Annotated in this window: 23 protein-coding genes; 10 read left to right on the top strand and 13 right to left on the bottom strand. The window is 61.7% G+C overall.

Features of this window, described 5'->3' with window-relative positions:
* The first annotated feature begins 62 nt into the window (after positions 1 to 62).
* The 6 genes from V8J81_RS03730 to V8J81_RS03755 all read left to right on the top strand — a co-directional run bounded on the left by V8J81_RS03730 (position 63) and on the right by V8J81_RS03755 (position 5454).
* On the top strand, positions 63 to 461 hold the full coding sequence (locus V8J81_RS03730) for a cytidine deaminase (protein ID WP_368474407.1): 399 nt from the start codon (positions 63 to 65) through the stop codon (positions 459 to 461).
* Entirely contained in the window at positions 458 to 1768 is a 1311-nt protein-coding gene (locus tag V8J81_RS03735) for a thymidine phosphorylase (protein ID WP_368474408.1), read from the top strand. The genes V8J81_RS03730 and V8J81_RS03735 overlap by 4 nt, the downstream gene beginning before the upstream one ends.
* Positions 1768 to 2976: a phosphopentomutase gene (locus V8J81_RS03740; protein WP_368474409.1), complete on the top strand. Its 1209-nt coding sequence runs from the start codon at positions 1768 to 1770 to the stop codon at positions 2974 to 2976. Before V8J81_RS03735 ends, V8J81_RS03740 begins: the two co-directional genes overlap by 1 nt.
* A 5-nt stretch (positions 2977 to 2981) precedes the next feature.
* On the top strand, positions 2982 to 3947 hold the full coding sequence (locus V8J81_RS03745; RefSeq protein WP_368477594.1) for an adenosine deaminase: 966 nt from the start codon (positions 2982 to 2984) through the stop codon (positions 3945 to 3947).
* Complete coding sequence (gene upp, locus V8J81_RS03750; RefSeq protein WP_368474410.1) at positions 3944 to 4576, top strand: uracil phosphoribosyltransferase; 633 nt, start codon at positions 3944 to 3946, stop codon at positions 4574 to 4576. The genes V8J81_RS03745 and upp overlap by 4 nt, the downstream gene beginning before the upstream one ends.
* 74 nt (positions 4577 to 4650) lie before the next feature.
* A complete protein-coding gene (locus tag V8J81_RS03755) occupies positions 4651 to 5454 on the top strand; it encodes a hypothetical protein (RefSeq protein ID WP_368474411.1) in 804 nt (267 codons plus the stop codon).
* Positions 5455 to 5472: 18 nt separating this feature from the next.
* Here V8J81_RS03755 and V8J81_RS03760 read toward each other — a convergent pair whose 3' ends face one another.
* Together V8J81_RS03760 and V8J81_RS03765 are read right to left on the bottom strand one after the other, a co-directional pair.
* Positions 5473 to 6492, bottom strand: coding sequence for a hypothetical protein (locus V8J81_RS03760; RefSeq protein ID WP_368474412.1), 1020 nt, complete (start codon positions 6490 to 6492; stop codon positions 5473 to 5475).
* A gap of 147 nt (positions 6493 to 6639) precedes the next feature.
* Complete coding sequence (locus V8J81_RS03765) at positions 6640 to 8271, bottom strand: AMP-binding protein (protein ID WP_368474413.1); 1632 nt, start codon at positions 8269 to 8271, stop codon at positions 6640 to 6642.
* Between the two features lie 320 nt (positions 8272 to 8591).
* On the opposite strand from V8J81_RS03765, the gene V8J81_RS03770 reads away from it, so the two are divergent.
* Complete coding sequence (locus V8J81_RS03770; RefSeq protein WP_368474414.1) at positions 8592 to 9158, top strand: outer membrane beta-barrel protein; 567 nt, start codon at positions 8592 to 8594, stop codon at positions 9156 to 9158.
* A gap of 64 nt (positions 9159 to 9222) precedes the next feature.
* Here V8J81_RS03770 and V8J81_RS03775 read toward each other — a convergent pair whose 3' ends face one another.
* From V8J81_RS03775 to V8J81_RS03825, 11 genes are all read right to left on the bottom strand, one after another.
* Positions 9223 to 11424: a 3-hydroxyacyl-CoA dehydrogenase NAD-binding domain-containing protein gene (locus V8J81_RS03775; protein ID WP_368474415.1), complete on the bottom strand. Its 2202-nt coding sequence runs from the start codon at positions 11422 to 11424 to the stop codon at positions 9223 to 9225.
* Complete coding sequence (locus V8J81_RS03780) at positions 11421 to 12398, bottom strand: hypothetical protein (RefSeq protein ID WP_368474416.1); 978 nt, start codon at positions 12396 to 12398, stop codon at positions 11421 to 11423. Before V8J81_RS03780 ends, V8J81_RS03775 begins: the two co-directional genes overlap by 4 nt.
* Positions 12399 to 12458: 60 nt before the next feature.
* The gene (locus V8J81_RS03785; RefSeq protein ID WP_368474417.1) at positions 12459 to 13670 is read right to left on the bottom strand and encodes an acetyl-CoA C-acetyltransferase; all 1212 of its coding nucleotides are present in this window, start codon (positions 13668 to 13670) and stop codon (positions 12459 to 12461) included.
* Between the two features lie 122 nt (positions 13671 to 13792).
* Complete coding sequence (gene yidD, locus V8J81_RS03790) at positions 13793 to 14359, bottom strand: membrane protein insertion efficiency factor YidD (RefSeq protein WP_368474418.1); 567 nt, start codon at positions 14357 to 14359, stop codon at positions 13793 to 13795.
* Between the two features lie 76 nt (positions 14360 to 14435).
* On the bottom strand, positions 14436 to 15062 hold the full coding sequence (locus V8J81_RS03795; protein WP_368474419.1) for a glutathione S-transferase family protein: 627 nt from the start codon (positions 15060 to 15062) through the stop codon (positions 14436 to 14438).
* A 205-nt stretch (positions 15063 to 15267) separates the two neighbouring features.
* Positions 15268 to 15480, bottom strand: coding sequence for a hypothetical protein (locus V8J81_RS03800; RefSeq protein WP_368474420.1), 213 nt, complete (start codon positions 15478 to 15480; stop codon positions 15268 to 15270).
* Entirely contained in the window at positions 15480 to 16031 is a 552-nt protein-coding gene (locus V8J81_RS03805; RefSeq protein WP_368474421.1) for a hypothetical protein, read from the bottom strand. The genes V8J81_RS03800 and V8J81_RS03805 overlap by 1 nt, the downstream gene beginning before the upstream one ends.
* 207 nt (positions 16032 to 16238) lie before the next feature.
* Positions 16239 to 18014 (bottom strand): acyl-CoA dehydrogenase C-terminal domain-containing protein, encoded by a 1776-nt coding sequence (locus V8J81_RS03810; protein ID WP_368474422.1) that lies wholly within the window; start codon positions 18012 to 18014, stop codon positions 16239 to 16241.
* 35 nt (positions 18015 to 18049) lie between these two features.
* Positions 18050 to 18439 (bottom strand): MerR family transcriptional regulator, encoded by a 390-nt coding sequence (locus V8J81_RS03815; protein ID WP_368474423.1) that lies wholly within the window; start codon positions 18437 to 18439, stop codon positions 18050 to 18052.
* 183 nt (positions 18440 to 18622) lie between these two features.
* Positions 18623 to 19114, bottom strand: coding sequence for a hypothetical protein (locus tag V8J81_RS03820; protein WP_368474424.1), 492 nt, complete (start codon positions 19112 to 19114; stop codon positions 18623 to 18625).
* Entirely contained in the window at positions 19111 to 19479 is a 369-nt protein-coding gene (locus V8J81_RS03825; protein WP_368474425.1) for a MerR family transcriptional regulator, read from the bottom strand. The genes V8J81_RS03820 and V8J81_RS03825 overlap by 4 nt, the downstream gene beginning before the upstream one ends.
* A 124-nt stretch (positions 19480 to 19603) precedes the next feature.
* On the opposite strand from V8J81_RS03825, the gene V8J81_RS03830 reads away from it, so the two are divergent.
* From V8J81_RS03830 to V8J81_RS03840, 3 genes are read left to right on the top strand one after another with little or no spacing between them, the layout of a single operon-like run.
* Positions 19604 to 20047: a PaaI family thioesterase gene (locus V8J81_RS03830; protein ID WP_368474426.1), complete on the top strand. Its 444-nt coding sequence runs from the start codon at positions 19604 to 19606 to the stop codon at positions 20045 to 20047.
* Between the two features lie 9 nt (positions 20048 to 20056).
* Positions 20057 to 20560, top strand: a complete 504-nt coding sequence (locus V8J81_RS03835) for a PaaI family thioesterase (RefSeq protein WP_368474427.1) — start codon at positions 20057 to 20059, stop codon at positions 20558 to 20560.
* A 5-nt stretch (positions 20561 to 20565) separates the two neighbouring features.
* Positions 20566 to 21903, top strand: a complete 1338-nt coding sequence (locus V8J81_RS03840) for an MATE family efflux transporter (RefSeq protein ID WP_368474428.1) — start codon at positions 20566 to 20568, stop codon at positions 21901 to 21903.
* Positions 21904 to 21996: the final 93 nt, after the last annotated feature.

A 21996-nucleotide genomic window follows, 5' to 3' on the forward strand; every position in this document is an offset into this window, starting at 1 on the left:
CGCTTCATGGGATGGGGCCGCAAGGTGCGCGTGTAATTCATGCCCCAAACCGAGGTGCAGATTTGGCTGACCCGCTTCTTTCACAGGCCGCGCAGGTGCGCGAGAATGCCCATGCCCCCTATTCCAACTTCAAGGTGGGCGCGGCCCTGCGATCGGTCGAAGGGCGGGTTCATCTGGGCTGTAATGTAGAAAACGTGGCCTACCCTGAGGGGACCTGCGCGGAGGCTGGCGCAATAGCCGCAATGATCGCCTCAGGCGATATGCGAATTGCCGAGATTGCGGTTATTGCTGACAGCCCCACGCCGGTGCCGCCCTGTGGTGGGTGCCGGCAGAAGTTAGCGGAATTTGCCGAAGGCGATGTGAAGGTGACGATGGGGACCACGGGCGGCGCGTCTAAGACGGTAACGGTGGCCGATCTGCTGCCAGGCCAGTTCACGGCCGGGCACATGTCCGGGGCATGAGCGACGCGCGCTCCATCCTTCTGAAATTGCGCGGTGGTGCGCGGCTGACCGAGGCGGAGCTGTTCTGGTTCGCCGAAGGCTTGGCCACGGGCGCGGTCAGCGATGCGCAGGCGGGCGCCTTTGCCATGGCCGTCTGTCAGCAGGGGCTGGGCGAAGAGGGCCGGGTGCAGCTGACGAATGCGATGCGTGAGAGCGGGCGCAAACTGAAATGGCGACTGGATGGACCGGTGCTGGATAAGCATTCCACCGGCGGCGTGGGCGATTGCGTGTCGCTGATCCTGGCCCCTGCCTTGGCGGCCTGCGGGGCGTTTGTGCCCATGATCTCGGGCCGGGGGCTGGGACATACGGGTGGGACGCTGGACAAGTTGGAGTCGATCCCGGGCTATAACGTCGACGTCTCCCCCGATGATTTGCAGGACATCGTGGCCGATGTGGGCTGCGCGATTGTGGGGGCGTCGGCAGACATCGCGCCGGCAGACAAGCGGCTTTATGCCGTGCGGGATGTGACGGGCACAGTAGCGTCGATCGACCTGATCACCGCCTCGATCTTGTCGAAGAAGTTAGCTGCCGGGTTGGAGGCTTTGATCCTTGACGTGAAGGTCGGCACTGGCGCTTTCATGGGCGCGGAGGCGGAGGCGATTGCTTTGGCGCAAGCGCTGGTGGCGACCGCGCAGGGGGCTGGGTGCATGACCGCGGCCCTGGTCACCGACATGAACCAGCCGCTGGCCGAGAGTGCTGGCAACGCGCTGGAGATCATCAAGGTGATGGAGGTTCTGACCGGCGTCGGCGCTGAGACGGACCTGCACCGGCTGACCACGGCGTTGGGCGGTGAGGTTCTGGCATTGGGCGGGTTGGCGGATGATGCCGCCGACGGCGAGGCGCGGATTGATACGGCGATTGCCAGCGGCGAGGCGGCGGATGTGTTCGGTGAGATGGTCGCAGAACTGGGCGGTCCTGCGGATTTCGTGGAGCGGTGGCCGGACAGGCTGCCAGCGTCGCGGGTGATGATGGATATTCATGCGGGTGATGCGGGCTTCGTGGCCGGTGTGGATACACAGGCCTTGGGTGAGGTGGTCGTGGCCTTGGGCGGCGGGCGGATGACGGAAGGCGACCGGATCGACCCTGCGGTCGGCCTGAGTGACATTGCGCGGATCGGTATGGAGGTCGATGACGCGGTGCCCTTGGCGCGCATCCACTGCGCCACGGAAGAAGAGGGGCGCGCGGTGGCGGCAAAGCTGCGAGGCGCGTTTCGGTTGGCGGACCGGGCGGTCGATGCGCCGCCGTTGATCCATGAAAGGATTGCCTGATGGGGCGTGCGTTTCTGGTGGTGATGGATTCGGCCGGGATTGGTGGCGCGCCCGATGCGGGCGATTTCTTCAACGACGGAGTGCCGGATACAGGCGCGAACACGCTTGGCCATATCGCGCAGGCCTGTGCTGAGGGGCGCGCGGAAGAGGGGCGTTCGGGCCTGTTGAAGATGCCGGTGCTGGATGGGCTGGGTCTGGGCGCGGCGCTGCGGTTGGCCTCTGGTGCGCGAGGCGAGGGGTTGGATGCGCTGCCTGAGGGGCTTTGGGGGGCGGCCGAAGAGGTCTCTCCGGGCAAGGACACGCCCACGGGGCATTGGGAATTGGCCGGGCTGCCGGTGCCGTGGGATTGGCACTACTTCACGGAAAAGGTTGGGTCGTTCCCGCCGGATGTGGTGGCCGAAGTTTGCCGGTTGGCGGGCACGGAGGGTATCCACGGCAACATGCATTCCAACGGCGTGAAGGTGATCGACGATTTCGGCGAACAGCATCAGAAGGATGGCTGGCCGATCTGCTACACCTCTGCCGACAGCGTGTTCCAGATCGCGGCCCATGAGGAGAGTTTCGGGTTGGAGCGGTTGCTGGCGCTCTGTGAGGGGCTGGCACCGATGCTGCACGCGATGAAGGTCGGGCGGGTGATCGCGCGTCCCTTCGTGGGGGAGCCGGGTGCCTATACGCGCACGCCGAACCGACGGGATTACGCGATTGAGCCGCCGGGGCCGACGCTGCTGGATCTTGCGCAGGCTGATGGGCGGGAGACCTACACGATTGGCAAGATCCGCGACATCTTTGCGGGGCGTGGCGTGAGCCATGTGGCGAAGGGGCCGGATGCGGAGTTGATGGGGCATCTGGCCGACGCGGTGGCGGGGGCCGAGGATGGATCGCTGACCTTCGCCAACTTCGTGGAATTCGACAGCATGTACGGGCACAGGCGCGATATCTCGGGCTATGCGCGGCATCTGGAATGGTTCGACGCGGCCATTGCGCCGGTGCTGGCGGCGCTGCGGCCGGATGATCTGATGATCTTCACGGCAGACCACGGCAACGACCCAAGCTGGACCGGCACGGACCATACGCGCGAGCGGGTTCCGGTGCTTGCGGCTGGCCCTTATTCGGGGCAGGTCGGCGTCAGAGGGTTCGTGGATGTTGGCGCGTCGGTCGCGGCGCATCTGGGGCTGAGCGCACGGGGCGCGGGGGAGAGTTTTCTTTGAAGGACATGCCGAAGATCGAGCTGCACCTGCACCATGAGGGCGGCGCGCCGCCTGCGTTCATTCGCGGGTTGGCGGCGGAGAAGAAGGTCGATCTGAGCGGGATCTTTCGGGAAGACGGCAGCTATGCCTACCGCGATTTCAATCACTTCCTCTCGGTTTATGAGGCGGCGACGTCTGTACTGACCGGCCCGGAAGACTTCGCGCGGTTAACCCGTGCGGTGCTGGAAGAAAGTGCCGCGCATGGCGTCGTCTACACCGAAAGCTTCCTGAGCCCTGATTTCTGCGGTGGCGGCGATGTGGGCGCGTGGCGCGACTATCTGGCGGCAATCCGGGAGGTCGCTGATGAGACCGAGCGCGATATGGGGATCACCTTGCGCGGTGTGGTCACGTGCATCCGCCACTTCGGGCCAGAAAAGGCGAAGCCGGCTGCGATCTGTGCGGCTGAGACGGCGGGCGATTTCATCGTGGGCTTCGGCATGGCGGGGGATGAATTGGTGGGCGAGCCTGCCGATTACTTGTGGTCCTTCGACTGCGCCCGCGAGGCTGGTCTGCAGATTACCGTCCATGCGGGCGAATGGGGCGGGCCGCAATCGGTGCGTGCCGCGTTGGAGGATCTGAACCCCGCGCGGATCGGGCATGGCGTGCAGGCCATCGAGGATGATGCGCTGGTCGATACGCTGGCCGAACGTGGCACCGTTTTGGAAGTGTGTCCGGGATCGAACGTGTTCCTTGGCGTTTATCCCAACCTGCGGATGCACCCGATCCAGCGGCTGCGCGAACGTGGAGTGAAGGTGACGGTCTCAACCGACGACCCGCCGTTCTTCCACACCACCATGACCCGTGAGTACGAAGCCTTGGAGGCGACGTTCGGCTGGGGCGAAGAGGATTTTGCAGAGGTGACGGAGACTGCCCTGGCCGCGGCCTTTTGCGATGACAGCACAAAAGACAAAATTCGGGAGCGCCTGACATGAGTGATCACCTGACCGTCGTTGACCACCCCCTGGTGCAGCACAAGCTGACGCTGATGCGGGACAAGGAATGCTCGACCAAGAGCTTCCGGCAGCTTCTGCGCGAGATCAGCCACTTGCTGGCTTACGAGGTCACGCGCGAATTGCCGATGACGACGATGACGGTCGATACGCCGCTGGAGCCGATGGAGGCGCCGACCATTGCGGGCAAGAAGCTGGCTTTGGTGTCGATCCTGCGGGCGGGCAACGGATTGCTGGATGGCATACTGGAGTTGATCCCCAATGCGCGGGTGGGGTTCGTGGGCCTCTACCGCGACCCGGAGACGCTTCAGCCGGTGCAGTATTACTACAAGGTGCCAGAGGCGATTGATCAGCGTCTGACGATTGTAGTCGACCCGATGCTGGCCACGGGCAATTCATCAGCCGCAGCGATTGACCTGTTGAAAGAAGGCGGTGCGAAGAACATCCGCTTCCTGTGTCTGCTGGCCGCGCCCGAGGGTGTTGCGCGAATGAAAGAGGCGCATCCGGACGTGCCGATTGTCACCGCTGCGCTCGACAGCCACCTCAACGACCATGGCTACATCGTGCCGGGACTAGGGGATGCGGGTGATCGCATGTTCGGCACGAAATAAGCGTTTGAACGCCTTTACTTAACGGCACGACTCCGCCAGACTATCTACAAGCGATTTCTGTGGGGGAGTTTCGCATGGCGAAGACGCTATGTCTGCGCGCCGCCGTATTGGGCCTTTCTGTTGGGCTCGCATCGGGTGGTGCTGCATTTGCACAACAAGGTTTTCCGGCGGAGATTCCGCCGTCGAGTTATTCGGGCGACCAATATGTCGACAGCCGGGGCTGCGTGTTTGTGCGCGTCGGGTTCGGCGCGGCGACCGAATGGGTTCCGCGCGTCGGGCGTGACCGTCAGCCGGTTTGCGGCCAACGCCCGTCAGGCGGTGGTGGTGTTGCGGCGGCAGATCCGTTTTCCAACGACAGCGTTGTTGTGATCGGTGAACAGCCCGCGGCGGCTGCACCGGCCCCTGCGCCCGCCCCACAGGCGCCAGCGCCAGTGATTGCGGCGGCTCCCGCCCCGGCACCCGCGCCTGCGGCACCTCAAATCCGTGTGCAGACGCCTGCTCCGGTAACCATCACGGCCCCTGCAGCCAGTGGCAACTGCGCGAACCTTCCGGCGGCGCATCGGCCCTACTTCACGGGCGAAGACGTGCGTTGCGGCCCGCAAGCCGTGCATCCGGGCGATGGCCGCGCGATTGGCGATCAATCGCTTCTGGCCCCGGCAGTTACGGACGGTGTGACGGGCATCCCGCGCAGCTTCGTGCTGACAGCGCCACCGCCGGGTTATGAATTCGCTTGGGACGATGGTCGACTGAACCCCTATCGCGGGCTTGGCACCGCAGAGGGTGAACAGCAGATGCGCATGGTCTGGACCGACACGGTGCCGCGCCGTTTGGTAGCTGTGCCTATCAACTCAGGCCAAGTGGCGGTTATCCGTCGCTAAACCCTTCAAGGCTTGCGGTCAGCCTGCGCAGATCTCCTGCAGGCTGACCCAATCGCTGTCGCTGAGCACTGGATCGGTTTGCCGCCCGCGCATTGGGTCGGCCTCGATCAATGCCAGCACGCTTTCTCCAGAGACATCTTGCGCAAAGGCGTAGGGCTGAGAAGACAGCCCGGCTGCGCTGAAATGGCCAAGAAGGGCTGAGTCGTCGGCGCGCATCGTGTCGTGCGATAATAGATGGGCGGCATGGGCGTGAATAGGCTCGGGCGCGACTTCGCCCGTTGTCAGAAGCCGGAAGGTCACGCCAAGGCCCGCATCGCGCAGGAAGGCCTCAACCGGATCAATCGCCTCCGACCGGGTGCGTTCGGCCAGAAGATAGCCTGCAAATACCTCGGGCGTTTCGTGGTCTTCGGCAAGCGCTGCGGAGGCGATCACGATATTGCCAGGCAGGGTGAGCGTATCGGGGATGGTGGCGGGAAAGACGACGATCTGGGGTGGGTTGTCGGCTCCATAGGTGCGGGTCGCAAGGCGCACCAAGGCTGCGCGCCCGCCGGACCCGCCGCAAGGGCGGCCTGCGATGGCAGCGATCTCCCCCAACAGATCATGGCCGATTTCCAGCCGTTTGGCAGGCGGCAGGAGAGACACGGTTTGCCGTATCAGCGCGTCAGGCAGCCAGAAAACCCCAAGCAGGATGGCGGCGAGGGCAGTTCCGCCCGCAAGGTAAAGGCGCAGGCGGCCCGGACGTGGGCGGGATTTGGCGATGGCCGTGCGGATGCGTTCGACGGCGTCGATCATCTCGGGGTCGGACAGCTCCAACTCCTCCTCGCTATCGCGGGCTGGAGAGAAGAGGGCGGGCAATTTGCCGGGGTTGAGCCGTTCGACGGCGGGCAGGGACCAATGGCCGACCGCATCGCCGGAGGCCGAGGACATGACAAGCGAGGCATCGCCAAGCGACACGATGACCTCACGCCGCTGATCCTCGGCATGTTCGCGCCAAAGGCCGATGGCCTCGAGCCGCCTGTATTCCTGAAGCGCTGTCATTGCCTGTTTGCGGTGCCCGGTGTCGTCTCACGCCTTAATGGCGTGGGCTTTGTAAGGCAGATGGTACACCAGAGTGCGTGTTGCAACAACGAGGGCCGCACTGGCGTTGCGCAACGCCCGTGCTTGATCTGCAGGAATCCCGTGGGCCTAGAGGTCGGCGGCGCGCTTGCGAAGCTCGAATTTCTGGATTTTGCCGGTGGAGGTCTTAGGCAATTCCTCGAAGACGATGCGTTTCGGCGTCTCGAACCCTGCTAGCTGTTTGCGGGCAAACGCGATGATCTCATCCGCATCACCGGTCGCGCCCTCTTTCAGCTCCACATAAGCGCAAGGCACTTCGCCCCATTTGTCATCGGCCTTGGCGACCACGGCGCAGAGCGAGACAGCGGGGTGCCGCATCAACACGCCTTCAACCTTGACGGAGCTTACATTTTCGCCGCCTGAAATGATGATGTCCTTCGCCCGATCCGCGATCTGGATGTAGCTGTCGGGATGCTGCACGGCGATGTCGCCGGTGTGGAAATAGCCGCCCGCAAAGGCCTCTGCGGTGGCCTCCGGGTTCTTGTAATAGCCCTTCATGGTGGAATTGCCGCGCATCATGATTTCGCCCTGCGTGGCCCCGTCGCGGGCAACAGGGGCCATGTCGTCGGGCGTCATCACGGCGATGTCGTCCATATTGGGCAGCGGCACGCCCTGACGCGCCTTGATTGTGGCGCGGTCATCGGGGGCGAGCGCGTTCCAATCGTCATCCTGCCAGAGGCATTCGGTGGCGTGGCCGTAGGTTTCGGTGAGGCCGTAAACTTGCGTGACGTTGAAGCCCATCGTCTCGATTGCCGCCAGCGTCGCGGCGGCGGGGGGCGCGCCGGCGGTGAAGACCTCAACAATGTGGTCGAACGTGCGGCGGTCTTCGTCCTTGGCGTTGACGATCATGTTCAGAACAATCGGCGCGCCGCCCATGTGGCTGACACCCTGATCGGCGATGGCGTCGTAAATCGCCTTGGCAGTGATGTCGCGGCAGCAGACGATGGTGCCGCCCACAGCGGGCATGGTCCAAGTGTGGCACCAGTTGTTGCAGTGGAAAAGCGGAACGATGGCGAGGATCGTAGGGTAGAGCGTCATCCGCCAGGCAATCGGCGTGCCCATGGTGATCAGATACGCACCGCGATGGTGGTAGACGACGCCCTTGGGGCGCCCGGTGGTGCCGGAAGTGTAGTTGAGCGCGATGCTTTCCCATTCATCCTCGGGCATCTTCCACGGTGCGTCCGTGTCGCCCTCGGTCAGCAGATCCTCGTAGGTGGTGTGGCGGCCGGAAGCAGGGTGGCCTGCATCGGCGTCGGGGCATTCGATGATAATAGGGGCAGGGCCTTCCATCGCCGCCATGGCCTGTTCGACGAGGGGGAGGAATTGCGTATCGGCCAGCACCATCTTCGCCTCGCCGTGGTCGAAGATATAGGCGACGGTCGCGACGTCGAGGCGGATGTTGATCGCGTTGAGGACTGCCCCGGCTGCGGGGACGCCAAAGTGTGCCTCCACATGCGGATAGGTGTTGGGCAGGACGGTGGCGACAACATCGCCCGGTTCGATCCCGCGCGCGGAAAGCGCCGACGCGAGGCGTGAGACGCGGGCATGGTATTCGGCGTATGTTTTCCGGTGCGCTCCGTCCACAACTGCCGTGCGGTTGGGAAACACGCGGGCCGCGCGCGCGAGATGGCTGAGCGGGGTCAGCGGCACATAGTTTGCCGCGTTCTTCCCAAGCCCGGTTTCGTCCTTCATCCACCCCATGGCCGTGCCTCCCTAACGCGAAACCAAAGTGTTCCGGGTGTGATGGCGGATCATGCAGGAAAAGGGAAGTGGTAAGGCGCGCCGCCCGCGGGGATTGTGGGACAGGGCGGGCGGCGCGACGCGCGGAGGGACAGATCCGCGCAAGGGACGTAATGTATATGTCACGGGTGAAGCATTTGGTTCCGTCGCGGGCGCAGATTTTTTGCTTTGTCGTGTGCAGTTTCTTGCCCACGTCCAGAAGTTATCCACAGAAACCCTTTGCACTCGGGACGCCCGATGCTGTAGCCATGCAGGCAAAACACACAAAATATGAGGCAAGCATGGACTATTCACGCGTTTTCGCGGCCTGTGCCGCAATGATGATCGGAACCGGCGCACAGGCGCAGGATGCGGATTGGACGGGGCTGTACGGTGGCATCCAACTCGATATGGCGACCGTTGACCTTTCGGTGCCGAACGGCGGTGCGACCACGAATGACGGCAACGGGCTGATGTATGGCCTGAACGGCGGATATCGTCGCGATCTTGGCCAAGTGGTTCTGGGTGCTGCGGCCACGCTGAGCTTTGGCAATTTTGATACGCCGCCGGTGGGTGGGGGCAGCGATGCCTCGTCCTTCGGGTCGCTCGCCACGGTTGGTGTCGAGGTCGGCTATGATCTGGGCGAGGTGCTGGTGTATGGCGAGTTGGGCCACACATGGGCCACGCGCACCGATGCGGGCAATACGCGCCGGTTCGAGGGCGGGCTGCAATACGGGATTGGTGCCGATTTCATGCTGAATGACCAGATCATGATTGGCGGCACGGTTTCACGCACGGATCTGGACAATTTCGGTGGCAGCGATGCGACTGTCACAACCTTCGGCGCACGGGCGGCTTTGCGTTTCTGAGCACCACTCCTGAAATGCGAAAGGGCGCCCCGCGAGGCGCCCTTTTTTGTTTCTGGAGAGAGGCTTAGGCTACTTTCGCGTCAACCCCGGTGCCGAAGCGTCCGTAGAAGCTTTGGCCTTTTTCAGCCATCTCCCGTAGGAGCGGCGGGCAGGCGAAGCGGTCGCCGTAGGCCTCAGTCAGTTGGTCGCAACGCTCGGCCGCATAGGCGGTACCGAGGATGTCGAGCCAGCCGAATGGACCGCCTGACCACGGCGCGAATCCCCAGCCGAGGATTGCGCCGACATCGCCTTCGCGGATGTCCATGAGGACGCCCGCTTCCAGCGCGCGGACAGCCTCAAGCACTTGCGCGAAAAGCAGGCGATGCTGGACTTCGATAAGCTCGGGCTGTGCGTCGGCAGCGGCATAGCGGGCGGTCAGACCGTCCCAAAGGCCGGTGCGTTTGCCCTTTTCGTCGTAGCTGTAGAAGCCCGCATTGGCCTTGCGCCCGAGGCGGCCTTCCTCTTCCATCCAGAAGATCAGCTCATCCGTGGTGTCGTCGTAGTTCGGATCGCCCGCCTTGGTGGCGCGCGCGATCTTTGCGCCGAGGTCGATGGAGGTTTCATCGGTCAGCTGTAGGGGCCCCAGCGGCATACCAACCAGCTTAGCGGCATTCTCGATCAGCGCGGGCGCGACGCCTTCCTGCACCATGCGGACACCTTCGTTGACGTAGGGCAGGATGCAGCGGTTGGCGTAGAAGAAGCGCTCGTCATTGACGACGATGGGCGTCTTGCGGATCTGGCGGACGAAATCGAGGGCTTTGGCGACCGCGATGTCGCCCGTCTCTTTGCCCTTGATGATTTCAACCAGAAGCATCTTGTCGACGGGGCTGAAGAAGTGGATGCCGATGAATTGCTCAGGCCGCGTGGAGGCCTTGGCGAGCATGGTGATCGGCAGGGTGGAGGTGTTGGTGGCGAAGATGCCGTCTTGGTTCATCACGGCTTCGGTCTTGGCAGTGACTTCGGCCTTCACCTTCGGGTCTTCGAACACGGCCTCAACGATCAGATCGCAGCCTTGCAGAGCTTCGTAATCGGTGGTGGCGGTGATCTGGCCCAGAACCTTGGCCTTCTTCTCTTCCGTGACCTTGCCGCGCTTCATGCCCTTGTCGAGCAGGCCCTCGGAATAGGCTTTGCCCTTGTCGGCGCTCTCTTGGGCGGCGTCGATCAGGACCACTTCGATCCCCGCCAGCGCAGAGACATAGGCGATGCCGGCACCCATCATGCCCGCGCCAAGGATGCCGACTTTCTTGACGGTCTGGTCAGCGACGTCGGGGCGGTTCGCGCCTTTCTCCAACGCTTCCTTGTTGAGGAAGAGGGAGCGGATCATCGCGGAAGACGAGGGGTTCAACAGGACTTGCGTGAAGTAGCGCGCCTCGATCTTCAGCGCGGTGTCGAAATCGACGAGCGCCCCTTCGTAGATGGAGGACAGAAGCGCCTTGGCCGCCGGGTAGACGCCCTTGGTCTTGCCGTGGATCATCGCCGAGGCGCCCACGAAGGTCATGAAGCCCGCGGGGTGGTAGGGGGCGCCGCCGGGCATTTTGTAGCCCTTGGCGTCCCAGGGTTTGACGATGTCGGCGGGGGGCGCGTTCAGAACCCATTCTTTCGCTTTGGCGAGCAGCTCATCCGCCGGGACAACTTCATCAACCAGGGACGCAGACTTGGCTTTCTTGGGGTCCAGCATCCGGCCTTCGAGCAACACGGGGGCCGCGGCCATCGCGCCGACCATGCGGGAATAGCGGGTCGTGCCGCCCGCGCCGGGGAAGAGGCCCACGAGGATTTCAGGCAGGCCGATCTTGGCCTTGGGATTGTCGGCCATCACGCGGTGGTGGCAGGCCAGCGCGATCTCCGTCCCGATGCCCGCGCAGGTACCGGGCAGGGCGCAGGCGATGGGCTTGCCGCCTTTGTTCGTCTTCGGCTCCATCCCGGCGCGTTCGATTTTGCGCAGGATGCGGTGGCCGTTCATGATGAAGTCAAACAGGCCCTGGGCCGGGTTGTCGCCGGACTCTTCGCGGATCGAAGCCAAGACGTTGAGGTCCATGCCACCGGCGAAATCCTTCTTGCCGGAGGTAATCACGATGCCCTTCACTGCGTCGTCGGCCAAAGCCTGATCAATCAGGTCTTCGCAGGTCGAAAAAGCCTCACGATTGAGAACATTCATGGACTTTCCGGGAACGTCCCAGGTGACAACCGCGACGCCATCGTCGTGCACTTCCATGGTGAAATCGGTCATGGCTTGTTCATCCTCTTCTGAATTTCGGACATTGTCGGCAGGTGCGACGACGGTTTGAATTCCGCCTCTGGCGGCGCGTCATCGCTAGACAATGAATTGGTGACTGAACTGCATTTCCAACGGCCCTCGGTCAGGGTCAGGATCATGCGGCTTTTGACGGGGCCGAAGGCGGGCGCATCGCTGCCTTCGAAGGTTGTTTCGTGGTATCCGCAGATGCGGTCGGCCGAGATGAAATCGGCAGAAGTGATTGCCCGGTGCACGCCACCTTTTTCACCAATTGGCAGATCGAGCATGGCGTCGAAGAAAGCGCGCATGTCAGCCGGTTCGTTGAAAACCCTGTCGGTTGCGTCGTAGTGCGCCTCGAGCGGGTATTGGAACTGGCTCGACCAGCCGTCGAAGTTCGCCGCGTTCTGGTGTTTGTTCAACACATCCAGAAACGCACGATAAAGGGGTTCGGCGTTAGAATGGGCCACGCGGATGTCACCTTGTGTGCCTTGCCACGTTTCGGCGAAACTGCCGGGCTTGGATTTCACGGACCCCAGCGGGAAGCGCAAATTCTCAAGCTCGTGCTCTGCCTCGATCACTTTCCATACGCCGTCGCCCGTATCGCGCAGAAACATGTGACTTTGGTAGCTCGGTAGGATCGAGGTGGCGTCCCGCAGGACGTATGTTTCGTGCCATCCTTCGATAAGCGTTTCGGACAGCTGGCGCGCCTGTTTTACCAGCCGGATGTAGTTGGTGACGCCATGGCCGTTGAGGCTTTCGGAGTGCTGGCGGGTGTCGTTCAGCATGTCCTGCCGTGTTTCGATCAGCGTCTCACCTGTGCGGGTACGGATCAACAGAGGCAACGCGAAGTAGTTGATACATTCCTCGATATTGCCGACGAACAGCAGGTCCGACACGCAATCAAGGTGATCTTGATAGATACTTGCGGCCCGGTCGAGCGCGCCATCATTGGCGAAGGCCGCGCTCATTGCGCGGGCCCGGCGAACCGGGCTCCCTGCCAGATATGAAGCGTAGACCGGACCATTGGTTTATACGCGTTCGAGGATCGTGGCCGACCCCATACCAGCAGCGACGCAAAGCGTGGCGAGACCGATTTCCTTGTCCGCGCGCTCCATCTCATCAAGCAGTGTGCCGAGGATCATCGCGCCGGTGGCCCCAAGCGGGTGGCCCATCGCGATGGCACCGCCATTGACGTTGACCTTGTCGTGGTCGGCATCAAAGGCCTGCATGAAGCGTAGCACGACGGAGGCGAAGGCCTCGTTGACCTCGAACAGGTCGATGTCGCTGAAGCTCATGCCCGTCTCGGCCAGGATCTTCTCGGTCACGGGCACGGGGCCGGTGAGGTTGATGGTAGGATCGGTGCCGATCTTGGTGTTGGCCTTGATGCGCGCGCGGGGCGTGAGGCCCCATTTCTCGCCAAAGTCCTTGTTGCCGATCAGGATCGCGGCGGAGCCGTCCACGATGCCCGAGGAGTTTCCGGCGTGGTGGATGTGGTTGATCGCCTCAAGATGGGGGTATTTCATCAGCGCCACGGTGTCGAAGCCGGGCATGATCTCGCCCATTTCCTTGAAGGCGGGCTTAAGGGAGCCGAGCGACTGCATGTCAGTCTGCGGGCGCATGTATTCGTCGTGGTCCAGAATGGTCAGGCCGTTTTGGTCTTTCACGGCGATGACAGAGCGGTCGAAGCGATTGTCATCCCAAGCGGCCTTGGCGCGGCGCTGGCTTTCCACGGCATATTCATCGGCCTGATCCCGGTTGAAACCGTACTCGGTGGCGATGATGTCGGCGGAGATGCCCTGGGGCACAAAGTAGCTGTCCATGGCAAGCTGAGGGTCCACGGCCATCGCCGCCCCGTCCGAGCCCATGGCGACGCGGCCCATCATCTCGACCCCGCCTGCGATATAGCCGTCGCCCGCGCCGCCCTTCACCTGGTTGGCGGCAAGGTTCACGGCCTCTAGCCCGGAGGCGCAGAAGCGGTTGATGGCGAGGCCGGGGATCGACTCGTCGAGGTCGGATGCCAGAACCGCCGCGCGGGCAAGGCAGCCGCCTTGTTCCATGACCTGGGTGACGTTGCCCCAGATCACGTCCTCAACTGCGTGGCCTTCGAGACCGTTGCGCTCTTTCAGCGTGTTTAGCGTGAAAGCCGAGAGGCGCGCGGCAGTGACTTCGTGAAGGGAGCCGTCCTTGCGGCCTTTGCCACGGGGGGTACGGATGGCGTCGTAGATATATGCGTCGGTCATGAGAGTCCTCCGAGTGTCACCGCCGCGCGGGACGCGGTGTTATCCTAGACATGGGCGTTTTGGGCCCTACAGCGCAAGCGCCTGAGCGACCCCGTGACGTGACGTTTTGGTAAACTTGCGCGTTACCCGCAGGAGGGGGCGCAATCACACCCGCCGCATCCGCCATCGCAGGATGGCGCCGAGCAATCCAACCCGCCGAGGTCACAGCCGCCGCCATCGGGCGCGCCGTCGGGGGCAGGGGTCGCAAATTTATCCGGTGTTGGCGCAGGCTGTGCGTCTGGACTGGAGGAGGACGCACAGAAAGCGGGCAAGGCGAGGGCCGGCAAGCACCCGGGCGCCGCGCAGTCGCAGGCATCACACGCCGCGTCCTGTCGGTTCTGCTTGCGGCGCTTACGACCCCACGGGCCACGGTTGGGGCGTCCATCCTCGCCGGAGCCGTCCTCAGGATCACGTTCGTTGCACACGGCACAATTCGCATGAAGGGTAAGTGAGGCTTGCTTGCAATCTCGCAGGCGTTGGCGGATCAGTGGTATCGCGGCCCAAAGACCATGGTCGCGGATTGCGAATTTCGCATGGCCGGAACAGCCCGTCCCGCCGTGCAGGACGGAATGCGCGCAGCGCCAGCCTTTGCGCGGCGAGATCCAGCGTTGATAGCCCCAGATGGCTCCTAGTGCGATTTGGCTGACCATTATGCCCGTTCCCCATTTTCCCTACTTTGCAAAGGGATGGCCGGGGAAACCAGCAAAAATATGGCGCCTGCGGGGATCACGCCAAGGCGCGTTGCATCAGATCGTAGGGGTGTTTCCAGCCCGGTGTGTCGCTGATCCGCGTCAGCCAAGCGTCGATGGCGGGATAGTCTGCACGAGCGAAGGTGAAGGGTTCTTCATAGAACAGGTAGCCTGCGCAGGAGATGTCGGCGCAGGTGAGCGCATCGCCGACCAGCCAGTCGCGCTCGCTGAGTTCACCTTCAAGCACGGCCAAGGCAGCCTTTAGGCGACCGGCCATGAAACCATTGACGTCGGCGTTGCGCTTTTCTTCGGGCAGGAAGTTCATCATGAAGCGCAGCGGCCCGGCCATGCCGGAGACCTTTTGATTGTCAAAGATCGTCCAACGGAGGATTTCGCGCCGAAGCTCTGGGTGTCCGCCGCCCAGTTTGCCGGTCGTCTCCATGACCCAATCCTGAATAACGCCAGATTGGGTCAGGATGGTGCCATCCGCATCAAGAACCGGAACCTCGCCCATCGGGTTGATCGCTTTGAATTCGGCCGAGCGGGCCTCGCCCTTGAAGAAGTCGACGAACCGCGGCGTCCAATGGACCCCGGCCAATTCCAGAGCGAGCGCCGCCTTGTAGGCATTTCCGGACTCACCAAAGCAGTAAAGTGTGTTGGTCATGTTCCCCCCTTGAGATGGCTCCGTGAGGGCCAAACGTTTCGACGGCTTTTTCGCGGTAACCTTTTGTTAAGGTTAACGAACGAGAATTGCCGTGCGGCGTCAGTTGCAGAGCTGGCGACCCAAAAGGTGAAGGCGTCGCATTGGCTATGTTCCCCCGATGGACCCCGGGGGCGGGTAGTGAATGCGGCGCCGATCCGCTTGGGCCTTAGCGTTTGCGCGCGTCGATCTCGGAATTGAACAGGCGCAGGCGCGCGATGAATTTCTCTTCGTTGATGACGCTGCCCCAGTGCTCGAACAGGAAGCTGAGGAATTCGCCCTCGTCCAGGCCCGCCTCCTTTGCAAGGCTCCGCAATTTGCGAAAGCCGTCTTCGGACATGGCGATGTTTGGGCGGCGCGTCAGGCGCAGGCGTTTGGGCATCAGTCGAGAACCTCCATCGAGCCAAAGGGGAAGTCGACACTGCCGAATTCCGGGTAGGCTTGGCGCAGGATGCTTGTCTGTTGCGTGCTGTCAACGCGGATTAGATACCAAGCCTCATCCTCGTTCAGCAGAAGGGTGGTGGTGTTTGATCGGATGCGGCCAGATCCGGGCTGGGTCATGACGGTCTGCGTTGGTACGAGCGCGTAGGTCAAACCGGTAGACGTCTCGCCCCATGTCGCGCCCTGCAAATCCATGCCGAAGCTTTCGAATGTCATTTGAGACATCATCGCCGTCATCTGGGTTTCCAATTGGGCGACCAGAGTGTCTGCCGGAATACCCGATTGCGTGGCGATGGTGTTCAGAATGCGTGGGGGCATCGCTGTGAGCAGGGCAGAATACTCGCCCGCCTGAAAAGCCGCCTCGAACTGTTCGATAGCAACACGGGCTTCGGCAATGTCTTGTCCGGTTTGCGCTGTCACCGGAAGGGTGGGTGTGATGCCGATTGCGAAGGCGAGAAGCAGGCCCCGGATCGGGCGGAGGCGTTTGTGCATCTTATTCCTTTCGGACGAAGCGAGAGGCGATGATGATCAATATCCCGATAACACACAAGGCAAGTGCCGGCTCAAGCGGGCCAGTGCTGCGTTCACTTGAGGAAACGGCGATTTCGCTCAGTTGATCCATTAAGCGGCTTGCGGACCAAAAAAGGCCCGCGACGAGTGTCGCGAGCCCTATCCAAAGACATGTGCGGCGCACGTTCATCAGAAGTTGGCGGCTTCCAGTGCCATGACATCTTCGCCGCCAGCCTGAATGCGGGCAAGGTGCGTCGCCGTCATCGGAAGGGTGCGGTTCATGTAGAACCGGCCCGTGGCCAGCTTGGTGTTGTGGAAGTCGGGGTCGGTCGTGCCGCCTGCTAATGCTTCCAACGAGGCCTTTGCCATCATGCCCCACATAAGACCCAGGCAAGTGTGCCCGAACAGGTGCATGAAGTCGTAGCTGCCCGAAAGCGCGTTGTTGGGGTTCTTCATGCCTTCCTGCATGAAGTACATGCCCGCGGCCTGCAGATCCTTCGACGCGCGCTTGAGCGGCTCGATGAACTCGGCCATGCCCTCAATCTCAGCCTTCTCTTTGCAGAAGCTTTTGACCAGATCGAAGAACGCCATGACGTGCTTGCCGCCATCCTGCGCGAGCTTGCGACCCACCAGATCCAGCGCCTGAACGCCGTTTGCGCCTTCATAGATCATCGCGATACGGGCATCGCGGGTGAACTGCGACATGCCCCATTCTTCGATATAGCCGTGCCCGCCATAGACCTGCTGCGCCTGCACGGTCATGTCGTAGCCCTTGTCGGTCAGGAAGCCCTTGATCACGGGCGTTAGCAGCGACACGAGGCCATCGGCATCCGCATCTTCCGAACGGTGTGCGCGGTCGATGAGCGTGGAGCCCCACAGAAGGAAGGCGCGGCCCCCTTCGGCAAAGCTTTTCTGCTCCATCAGGTTTCGCCGGATGTCGGGGTGCACGATCAGCGGATCAGCGGGGCCATCAGGGTTCTTCACGCCGGTTACGTCGCGGCCTTGAAGGCGGTCCTTCGCGTATTCGAGTGCGTTCTGGAACGCGATCTCGGCCTGTGCGAGGCCCTGCATGCCGACGCCAAGGCGAGCTTCATTCATCATCGTGAACATGGCGCGCATGCCTTTATGCTCTTCGCCGAGCAGGTAGCCGGTCGCCTCGTCATAGTTCATCACGCAGGTGGAGTTGCCGTGAATGCCCATCTTTTCTTCGATCTTGCCACAGCTGACGCCGTTGCGCGCGCCAAGCGAGCCGTCCTCGTTCACAAGGAACTTCGGTACGATGAAGAGCGACACGCCTTTGATGCCCTCAGGCCCGCCCACGATTTTGCCAAGCACGAGGTGGACAATGTTGTCGGACATGTCGTGCTCACCGGCGGAAATGAAGATTTTCTGGCCGGAAATCTTGTAGCTGCCGTCGCCCTGCGGTTCCGCCTTGGTGCGCATTAGGCCCAGATCGGTGCCGCAGTGGGGCTCCGTCAGGTTCATGGTGCCGGTCCATTCGCACGAGATCATCTTTGGAAGGTAGGTGTCTTTCTGTTGATCGGTGCCGTGGGCCAGGATTGCGGAGGCCGCGCCGTGGGTCAGACCGTGATACATTGTGAACGCCTGGTTGGCGGACGAGAACATCTCACCCGTTGCCGTGTTCATCACGTAAGGCAGGCCCATGCCGCCATACTGCTCGGGCATGTCGATGCCGGGCCAACCGCCTTCGCGGGTCTCGTCAAAGGCCGCTTTAAAGCCCGTTGGCGTACGAACCACGCCGTTTTCCATCGTGCAACCTTCGGTGTCGCCCACAACGTTCAGCGGTGCCAGAACTTCGGAGGCAATCTTGCCGGCCTCGCCAAGGATCGCGGTCGTGAAATCTCGGTCTAGATCACTGTAGCCGGGGATGTTGTCCTGCTCGATCTTGAGAACGTCGTGGAGGATAAACTCCATGTCTTTCGTGGGGGCGGTGTAGCTCGGCATGTTTTTATCCTCCCGAAGGGTGGTCTTTGGTGTTGTCAGGCGGCGGGTTTGTTGCTGGAGAGCATATCGCCCACCAACTGCATCTGGTTGCGCAACTCGTCGATCGCTTCGTCGAGTTCGGCGCGCTGGCGTTCCATATCGGACAGACGCTCCTGCGCTATGTCGAGGGTCTGGCTCAGCTGTGTCTGCTGACTGTCATCGACGTAGTAGAGGTCGAGGAGCTGGCGGATCTCCTCCAAGCTGAAGCCAAAGCGCTTGCCGCGCAGGATCAGCTTGAGACGCGCGCGGTCACGGCGTGTGAACAGACGGCGCTGGCCGTCACGGATGGGGAACAGCAGTTCCTTGGATTCGTAGAAACGCAAGGTCCGTGGGGTCACGTCAAATGCATCACACATCTGGCGGATCGTCATAGTATCCTGGGTCATGATCAGGGTTTCCGATACATCAAACATTTCGTGTCTGGTGCCCAATTGCGAGTCGATGCCTCACACTACAAGCGTAGATGACGTTTACGTAATTCAGACGTTGCGTCATTCCGCGTTTGACGAAAGGTCACGCAAAGTGACGTAGGGGCACTTGGAATTATGCTGCCCGGTGATGGGCCGCACTTAACGTCGTGAGAGGCGCAAATCGGTGCTCAGATGCCAAGCTTGGCCATCGGGCGTGTCAAAGCGCCAGCCATTTTCGGACCACGTATACGAGGTGATCCATACGTAGTGTGAAACGGTCCGCTCCATATCGCGCGGATCAATCAGGGCGCGCAGCGGCACGGTCGCAATCTCTTCCCCGCCCGGTGCCTGATAGAGCCACAGCACCGACTCGTCGGGGTCGCCACTCCATCCTAACAGGTTGCCTCCTGCTGGCGAAATCAGAACGTATTCCCCGTTGGGCGAGGGGTGGACCGCAAAGCTGCGGGTCCAAAAATCAATCGACCAGGTTTCGCCGTCGGGCGGGCCGATGAATACACGGGCCGGATCGAGGGAACCTGTCACGGCAAGACCGGGAAAGGGCGTCATGGTCCAGCTTTCTGCCGGCGGCAGCGGCGTGTCCGCCTGCGTGGCCTGCGTCAGGGTCAACAACAGGAGCGCTGCGCGGATCACAGGTTGGACGCGGTTTCGTCGCGGAGGGTTTTCAACTCGGCAATAACCTCATCCAGTTCGACGCGCCGTTTGTGCAACTCATCCAGCTGCTTGTCTGCATACTGGATCCAAATCTCTTTCTGAGCTTCCCAACCTTCGCCTTTGTCATAAATTTCAAGCCATTGGCGAATTTCTTCTAGGCTGAAGCCAAAACGACGTCCGCGAAGGATCAGGGTCATGCGGGCCACTTCGCGGGGGCCGTAAAACCGGGCACGCCCTTCGCGTTCCGGGGCCAGCAATTCGATGTATTCGTAATGGCGCAATGTGCGCGGCGTCACGTCGAACTTCGCGCACATCTCTTTGAAATCTAGGCGTTCTTCGGACATGATTTGGTGTCTCTCGTCTCCCCGTTTTGTCAGTATGCCGCGTGGTTGCGGGTTTGTTAAGACACTTCCCTCTTGCGCCTGCCGCGCGTGCGACCATGATCCGGGATGAAGGGACAGACATACCATGAGCAAGACAAGCCCCCCGCCCGCCCCTGACAAAGCGAAGATCGCGAGACAGTTCATTGAGGCTATCCCGTTTTCAAAGGCTTTGCAGATGAGCTTGGACGAAATTGGCGATGGATTGGCCGTGATTTCAATGCCTTATGACGAAGCGTTGGTGGGCGATCCGCGCACAGGTGTGATCCACGGCGGTGCGGTCTCGGCGCTTATGGACACGTGCGGTGGGGCAGCGGTGATGAGCCACCCGGAGGCTTTGGCAGCCACTGCAACGATTGATCTGAGGATCGACTATATGCGGCCCGCCACGCCGGGCGACCGGATCACCGCGAAAGCCCATTGCTATCATGTGACCCGCTCGGTCGCGTTTATTCGGGCCGAGGCGTTTGACCATGATGAAAGCCGTCCTGTTGCCGCAGCAACCGGCGCTTTCACTGTGACGAGGGGCTGAGTTATCCACATGAGAAAAGCACCAGAACCCGTTCACATCATTAAGGAAAGGCGCGATAAAGCGCTGGCGGCGCTAGTTGATGGTGTGCCGTATATCCGGACGCTTGGTGTGAGTTTCGACCGCCGTGGGGACGAGCTGACCGCCGTGCTGAATTACGATGACAAGTTGATCGGAAACCCACTTCTGCCCGCACTACACGGTGGTGCAACGGCTTCTTTCCTTGAGGTGTCTGCAATCATGGAATTGTCGTTCGCCATTCTTTGGGACGAGATCGAAAGCGGAAGGTTGGATGCGGATAGCTTGTCGCCAGAAACACTGCCTCGGCTGCCAAAAACGATCGATTTCACAGTGGATTACCTTCGGTCCGGCCTGCCTCGCGATGCCTATGCGCGTGCAAGGGTCAACCGCTCAGGTCGACGTTATGCAAGCGTGCATGTTGAGGCGTGGCAGGACAATCGCGACCGCCTGTTTGCACAGGCAACAGGGCATTTCCTGATGCCGGAGCGCAGTTAGACGAAATGAACGTGCCAGCAGACGCCAGCACCCCGCCAAAGCCGCTGACGCACAAAAGGGTCCTCAAAATCGCGGGTCCCATTGTGCTGTCGAATGCAACGGTCCCGCTATTGGGCATCGTAGATGTAGGCGTGGTCGGACAGATGGGCGAGGCCGCGCCGATTGGGGCTGTGGGCATCGGGGCGATCATTTTATCCAGTGTTTTCTGGATCTTCGGCTTTCTGCGCATGGGGACGGTGGGCCTTGTCGGGCAGGCCGAAGGGGCTGGCGACAGGGCAGAGGTTTCGGCCATTTTGACGCGCGCGTTGATGATTGCCGGTGTGGGCGGGCTTTTACTAATCTCGCTCTACCCGGTGATCGTTTGGGCGGCCTTTTCCTGGGACCCGACCAGTGAGGAGGTTGAAGTTCTCGCGCGGGAATACCTGTTCATCCGTATCTGGACCGCGCCCTTTGCGATTGCCGTTTACGCACTGACGGGCTGGCTTATCGCGCAGGAGCGCACGGGCGCTGTCTTCTGGGTGCAGCTGCTGATGAATGGTCTCAATATAAGCCTTAACTTCTTGTTTGTATTGGGTTTTGAGTGGGGCGTCGCAGGGGTCGCCCTGTCCACGGCCATTGCCGAGGTGGTCGGGGCCGCAGTGGGATTCTGGTTTTGCCGCAATGCCTTCGACCGCCCGGATTGGCGCGATTGGGGCCGGGTGTTCGACCGCGCGCGGATGATCAAGATGGCGCTGTTGAACGTGGACATCCTGATCCGGTCTGCGTTGCTGGTGGCGATGTTCACCTCGTTCACCTTTCTGGGCGCGCAGTTCGGTGATGTGACGCTGGCTGCGAATGAAGTTCTCATACAATTCATGTACTTAACGGCCTATGCGATGGACGGCTTCGCCTTCGCGGCAGAGACATTGATCGCACGCGCCTATGGCCGAAAGGACCCGGCGCGGGTCAGGCGCTCTGCCGGGCTGACTTCGATCTGGGGGCTGGGAATTTGTACGGGTTTTGCCGTGCTTTTCTTCGTCTTGGGCCCTGTTTTCATTGATGTATTAGCCAAGGATGCAGAAGTGCAGGCGGCGGGGCGTGTCTACCTACCGTGGATGATCGCGGCCCCCGTTGTGGGCTGCGCGGCTTGGATGCTGGATGGCATTTTTATCGGCGCGGCGCGCGGGCGCGACATGAGAAACATGATGATTATCAGCGCTTTGATCTACGTTGTTGCAGTTATTGTGCTGATCCCGATCTTCGAAAATCACGGGGTCTGGCTTGCCCTGCTGGTGAGTTTCGCAGCCCGTGGCATCACCCTTGGGGTAAAGTATCCGGCCCTTGAGCGGGCAGCGGGCGACTGAAACTGGCGCTTATTGAATCCTCCCGTTTGGGAGGAGTTGTGCCCGTTCGGGACGACTTTTGTGGTTAATGGCGCCCAAACTGTTCCCGTTCGG

This window comes from Gymnodinialimonas sp. 202GB13-11, from assembly GCF_040932485.1.
Taxonomy (GTDB): domain Bacteria; phylum Pseudomonadota; class Alphaproteobacteria; order Rhodobacterales; family Rhodobacteraceae; genus Gymnodinialimonas; species Gymnodinialimonas hymeniacidonis.